Origin of the sequence: Actinoplanes sp. NPDC051633 (assembly GCF_040681735.1) — a bacterium.
In the GTDB taxonomy this organism is placed as follows: Bacteria; Actinomycetota; Actinomycetes; order Mycobacteriales; family Micromonosporaceae; genus Actinoplanes.
Genome location: NZ_JBFAZH010000460.1, coordinates 1 through 5,721, shown reverse-complemented (window position 1 = coordinate 5,721; position 5,721 = coordinate 1). Strand labels below are relative to the sequence as shown.

8 protein-coding genes are annotated in these 5,721 nt (G+C 66.1%); 3 read left to right on the top strand and 5 right to left on the bottom strand.

Annotated features, from left to right (window positions below):
* A partial coding sequence (locus tag AB0M20_RS23810) for an ATP-binding protein (protein WP_364301598.1) occupies positions 1–742 on the top strand: 742 nt, incomplete at its 5' end.
* A gap of 153 nt (positions 743–895) precedes the next feature.
* Entirely contained in the window at positions 896–1,381 is a 486-nt protein-coding gene (locus tag AB0M20_RS23805) for a VOC family protein (protein ID WP_364301596.1), read from the top strand.
* A gap of 62 nt (positions 1,382–1,443) precedes the next feature.
* Here AB0M20_RS23805 and AB0M20_RS23800 read toward each other — a convergent pair whose 3' ends face one another.
* Positions 1,444–2,259 (bottom strand): DUF427 domain-containing protein, encoded by an 816-nt coding sequence (locus AB0M20_RS23800; protein WP_364301594.1) that lies wholly within the window; start codon positions 2,257–2,259, stop codon positions 1,444–1,446.
* 89 nt (positions 2,260–2,348) lie between these two features.
* Positions 2,349–3,020: an HTH domain-containing protein gene (locus AB0M20_RS23795; RefSeq protein WP_364301592.1), complete on the bottom strand. Its 672-nt coding sequence runs from the start codon at positions 3,018–3,020 to the stop codon at positions 2,349–2,351.
* Positions 3,021–3,083: 63 nt separating this feature from the next.
* Here AB0M20_RS23795 and AB0M20_RS23790 point away from each other — a divergent pair, with 63 nt between their 5' ends.
* The gene (locus AB0M20_RS23790) at positions 3,084–3,503 is read left to right on the top strand and encodes a DUF6855 family protein (protein ID WP_364301590.1); all 420 of its coding nucleotides are present in this window, start codon (positions 3,084–3,086) and stop codon (positions 3,501–3,503) included.
* A 61-nt stretch (positions 3,504–3,564) separates the two neighbouring features.
* Here the strand turns inward: AB0M20_RS23790 and AB0M20_RS23785 are convergent, their stop codons facing one another.
* From AB0M20_RS23785 to AB0M20_RS23775, 3 genes are all read right to left on the bottom strand, one after another.
* Positions 3,565–4,308, bottom strand: a complete 744-nt coding sequence (locus tag AB0M20_RS23785) for a hypothetical protein (RefSeq protein WP_364301588.1) — start codon at positions 4,306–4,308, stop codon at positions 3,565–3,567.
* Between the two features lie 204 nt (positions 4,309–4,512).
* Positions 4,513–4,914, bottom strand: coding sequence for a VOC family protein (locus AB0M20_RS23780; RefSeq protein ID WP_364301586.1), 402 nt, complete (start codon positions 4,912–4,914; stop codon positions 4,513–4,515).
* 167 nt (positions 4,915–5,081) lie between these two features.
* A partial coding sequence (locus AB0M20_RS23775; protein WP_364301584.1) for a hypothetical protein occupies positions 5,082–5,721 on the bottom strand: 640 nt, incomplete at its 5' end.

Here is a 5,721-nt window from a genome sequence, read left to right as displayed (position 1 = left end):
GACCCCGATTGAGGACGTACAGATCGATGCCACGCTCTACGGCGAGGCTCGAACAGGCAGAACTGATGATCCCGCTGCCACCGATGAAGAGAACTCGCAGGGCGTCCATACCTGCACGCTAGCCGTGTCGATGGGCGGACGCAGCGCCACGCATATCGATCATGGTCACTGCCTCGCTGGACCCGGAGGCATGATCGGGCTTGAGGCGCCTGGACGAGGGTACTGCACCGAAATGGTCGGACTTCGGTCGGCTCCGTCTCCCGCCGCGACAGCGGTGCAGGAGTGGAGCGTGGCCGACTACACAGATCTGCAGCCGTTGCGGTCAGGCCTGCGACAGACGCTCGACACGCAGGCATTGATCGCCGGCAAGGAACTGGACGACATGGCGGAACGAATGGCGATCGTCGCAACGGAACTTGCGACGAACGCCCTCAACCACGCGCGATCCGGAGCCTTGGTACGGCTGAGCCGCACCAAGAAGACGTTCGTCCTCGACGTCGCCGATCACCTGCCCACCGTCCCTCCGCACATGGCCGGGAACCAACCCCTCGAAGCGGGCGGACGCGGACTGGCCATCACTCAGGAACTGGCGGACGACATCGGCTGGTACCGCACCGACGGAACGAAACATGTTTGGGCCCAGTTCAGCATCCCCCGTCGCATCCGGCGATTCCAAGCGCCACGGATTCCGGTCTCTGGTCTCGCCACACTCATCCGGCTTCTACGCCGAGCTCGCCATTGATGCGTCGATGCTGCGCGCGGCCGGCACGCCGCAGGATGGCAGACGAACGATGGGGTTTGGCGGACGCCTCCTTATGTGTCGTCCTCTCAAGCTCAATTAGCGTCGGTCCATCGAACCCGCCGCCGACGCGCGGGCGTTGACAAAGGGGGACGCATGACTTCCGCAGCCATCGGCATTTCAGGACTCGGCCGCATCGCTCAGATCAAACTGCCGGTCACCGACCTGGCCCACAGCGTCACCTGGTACCAGAATCTGCTCGACCTGCGGCTGTGGGTCGAATTCGTCGAGGACGGCGAGCTCCGCGGCGCCGGGCTGATCGACCCCGAGGGCCGTTTCAACATCGCTTTGCGGGATCGTCGGGCCTGCGCCGGCCAGCCAGATCTTCGCGGTTTCGACGTGGTCGCCTTTCAGCCCGCCTCGCGTGCGGTTCTGGACGATCTGATTGCCCGGTGTGAACGTCTCGACATTCCGCACGCTGGTATCGAGGAAACGCCTGCCGGCCCTCGCCTGGACATACCCGATCCGGATGGTACGGTTCTGCGCTTCTATCACTTCACCGCGCCCATTGATGGATTCACCGGTGTCGAAACTCGTGACGGACACTACGTCGAGACGTATTCCACCCCGCGGCTGGGGTGACCGCGCGGAGCGCCCAAGATCCTTGACCGCTCCGAGCCGGTGACCGACCAACCGCCCACGCATCAGGTGACGCCGAACTCGTCCTTCATGACCTTGGCGAGCGGCGACTCGGGCCGCTTGCGAGGTACGCCGTCGACGGTCACGTCGACAACCTCGTCGAAGAACGCGACCAGACCGGCGAGCGGCGACGCGTCAGGCAGGGGTTCCGGGTAGGTCCAGGCCAGATTCTCCCCCACCGCGAACGACAGATACGAGGCACGGCCCTTGTACGGGCAGGCGGTCACCATGTCGCTGGGCAGAATCTCCGCCTTGACGTCCTCGCGCGGCAGGTAGAACCGTGGGTACAGCTTCGTCTCGAACACCAGTGTCGGAGTGTGGGACTCAGCCAGTAGCACGCCGTCCCGCTCGATGCGCACATGCCGGCTGCTGCGCCGTGCGTCGACGCGGGAGAACGGGTCGCGCGGGTGCGAGAACAAGGGCTCGTCCTCCTCCGTCCAGTCGAACGCGTCGAAGTCGAACACCACGTGACCGGCGAGGTCGGCGTCGTCTGCTCGGAACGCGGCGCGCTCGCGGACGTCATTCCCGACGCGGACGTCGTACGTCTGCCCGGGTGTTGAGTGCACGGCGAACGGGATCCCGGGATGCAGCACCGGTATGTCGCTCTCCGGAGCCGGCTCGACGGGTACGAGCTCGGCTCGGACATCGGAGTCCGGCACAGCCAACGTGGGCACGATCCGGCGCGGTTCCCACAGCAGCAGCGCGGCACGGCTGTCGACCACCAGTTGCCCGCCGAGCCTCGCGCGGACCCATTTGTCCGTCGGCTCGTGCCGCAGCACTCCTAACAGCCTCATCATTTCGTCACCGACGTTAAGACTCATGCCGGCAATTTACCGCTGCACCCGCGCTCGGGCGCCTTTCATCAGATTCTCGACTCTTGCAACGACGCCGTGCCGAGGCATGCTGGTCCCTAACGCGGCCCGCGCTGATGCTTCGACCAGAAATCTGACAGCGAGAATCCCGGCGGCGGCTTGAACCGTTGAGTTGTCAGGCGGGTGGCCCGCAGCTCGTCCAGACAGAGGACGGTTTGCTCGGCGGTGACGAGGTGCCACGACCCCGCCTTGAGGACCAGACCGAGCGGTTCCAGCGGGAGTGCCGGTGCGTCGCCGAGGTACAGCTCGATCCGGTGGCAGCGGCGGATACTGTGCCGGATCCGGCGCAGTTCGCCGTGCGGTATGCGAGGCCCGTCCCACGGGTCGGGGTCGTGGAGGAACCAGTCGGTCAGGCTCTCGGCCTGCTCGGCCAGCACCTTCGGGATGGCGTTGCTGAGTTTGTGCTGGGCGCTGCGGGTGGGCACGCCGAGGCCGAGCCGATGCGCCACCTGCGGCTGCCCGATCAGCAAGAGGCACTCGGCCTCGGCGGCGGTCAGACCGGTGAGCCGGGTCTCGAAGCCGTCCAGCAGCTCGATCCCACCGCCGGCGCCCTGGTTGGTGTAGATCGGCAGGCCGGCCTCGCTGAGCGCTTCGACATCACGCAGGATGGTCCGTTCGCTGACCTCGAGGGCGGCGGCGAGTTCACGCGCGGTGCTGCGTCCGCGCAACTGCAGGATCAGCAGCATCTCCAAGATCCGGGCGGCTCGCACAGCCTCCATCGTAGTTTCTCAACCTGACAGTAGATGTCTGGTTCGGCCTGGCAAGCTGGGCCCATGACCACTGATGATGTTGAAGGCAACGGCACTCCCGACGATCCGTGGCAACTGTTGACGCCGCCGGGGACCAGCCGGTTCGAGGCCTATCGCGATCCGGAGGCGGACCCGCCCGCGTTGGTCGTGCAAGTCGGGAAGACACAGTTGCGCTACCACCTGGCGTGCATCGACGATCTGCACGCGATGCTGGTGGCGCACGGCGACTGGATGCCGCTCGGCAACGCCGACGAGCAGAAACCGGCCAAGGACGGCACGGTCGAGGGCTGGGGGCGGTCCGAACTCAATCCGGTCGGAGGCTGGTACGGCTTCAAGAAGGGCTTGCGAGGCCGATTCGGCAGTTATGTGCCGCCGGTGCTCGAGGCGCTCGGCCTGGCCGAGGTCGAACACGGCCCCCGCAACAACCGGATGCGCGCGATCTGACCATCGGTGACTACCTGGCACCGCCACACGCGGCCGGCACGCCGCCGGGTGAAGACGCCGGTCAGCCGATCTGGATGTCCTCGATCTTCTTCGCGATGTACCAGAGCCGATCGTAATAGCGCCGGATGTATTCGTCGGCGAGCTTCCTGCTGCGAATGCCTATCCCGATCGAATGATCACCGTCGCGATGGGTGAAGAAGACCATGTCGTCGTATATTCCGACGCTGAACGCCTCGGTGGAATGGACCGAGTCCTGCAGTATCTTCACCTGATAGCTGTAACCGCGCTGGTCCGCCTTGACCGCATGCCGCAGTTCCTCCCGGCAGAATTCCTTCATTCCCGCGGCGCCGCCTTCAAGAATGATGCGGCGAAACCGGCGGCTGTTGTCCTCGAAGGTCCACTCCCGGCAGGCCCGGAGGTGCCGGGTCCAAGCGTCACTCCGAACGGGCGCCTCGTTGCGGAGGTAGGTCACCCAGACGCGCTTGCGAGCCGCCCGAATCGCCGAGTACGTCGCCTCGTAGACCTCGACGCCCTCGAAGAAGCAGACCTCGACAGCGTCGACCCGGGTCAGGGCCGACAGGCTGTTCTTGACCAACTCCAGGTCCTTCTGGCTCTTCGACAGGCCGGCGGCATGCGCGAGGGCCGCGCAGAGAAGGATAAAGAGGGTCGATCCGAGAAACGGTTTCTCCCACTTGCCGACGCCCAGCTCGCGAACGAAGTACGAACCGACGAAATACAGTCCGAGCATTCCGAGAGCGATGTAGTGAAATCCTCGCTGGACCATCACCGAGGCGCCGGCCCACATCCCACCTCTTGTTCGCAAGCGCCCACTCGTTTCTACCATCGAGGTCGACCGGCCGATGGTTAGCATGCGCCGGCCTCCGGCAGGCGGTCGGACATCGGGTCCGCCTGTCCGGAGGAGCGCCTCACGCAGGAGGCCGTCGACCCGCAGACCGGGCCGAGAGACGTATGCCGCAGGCGAAGCCGATGGCGTCGCGGTGGCCGAGGCTCAGGACGCCTGAGGCAGGAGCTGCGCGATCTCCCAGACGTTGCCCGCCGGGTCGGCGAACGCGACCGTCCGGCGGCCCCAGGGACGGTCGATCGGGCCGTTGAGAATCGTAACGCCGTGCTGCTTCAGCTCCTCGTAGACGGCATTCGCGTCCTCGACCGCGATGGTGGGAAGCAGGCGCGCGCCGGAGTTCGGCCCGGCCACTGGCTGCGGCTCGACGAGCGTACCGGCCCGCTCGACGCGCAGGATGTTGATCATCAGATTCTCCAGCCGAACCACCGCTGAGGCCTCATCAGAGTAGACGACCTCGAGCCCGAAGACGTTCTCATAAAACGCTCGCGCGGCAGTGAGGTCTTCAACGAACAACGTGATGACCTCTATCTTGTTCAGTCCTTTGATCACGCGCTACTTCCTTCATTCGACGATTAGCCCCGCTACGGCAACCAAATCCGGGCACCTTCCGTACGACGCCTGCCGCTGCCGGAGAATAGTCGAGGCATCGGCATCCGCGCAGGCCCGAGCCGGTCGCACGACGCCTGGTGAGCCACCGGGGCGCCCGTCCATGGACATCACGCCTTGGGCACGACCGGGCCCCAGCCGTCCCGACTGGTGCAACTGCCGACCGTGGCTTCCTCGACCAGCCGCTCGAGGTCCGCGAAACTGATCGAGCCGGTGGCCTGGATGTTGATCCCGCAGTCGCCGGCCGTGACCACCAGCATGACTCGCGGGGCCCCGTCACGGCCGAGCGGAAACTCCCGGTACCACGCCTGGTGACCAGCGATCGTGTGAGTCGGCGGCTTGCCGTCGGTCCAGTGAGTGAGCCAGCCGGGCGACGCGGACTCCGCGCGCACCGAGATGCCGGTGTCCTGCGGAGGGTTCTTGACGGGCGAAGACAGCTGGATGCTCTCGGTCTTTCTGTCGTTGAAGACCTCGACGGAGGTCGCGACCAGTCCGTCCGGCACCCAGCCCAGCTGCAGCGGACCACTCGGCGGGGCGGGCCGGATGACCCGGATCGTCCGCGCGGTGGCGAGCAGGTCCGCCTTGCCGGAGACGCCGCTGAAGCTCACCCCGAAGCCGTCCCGCGTCTCCCAGGTCAGGAGGTGCTGCGTGGTGGGCTTCGAGTACATCCAGCGTGGCGCCGGCCGAGCCAGGTACCACCCGTCCCGGTCACCCACGCGGACCCGCACCGACCCCTTGATCGGGCCCGGC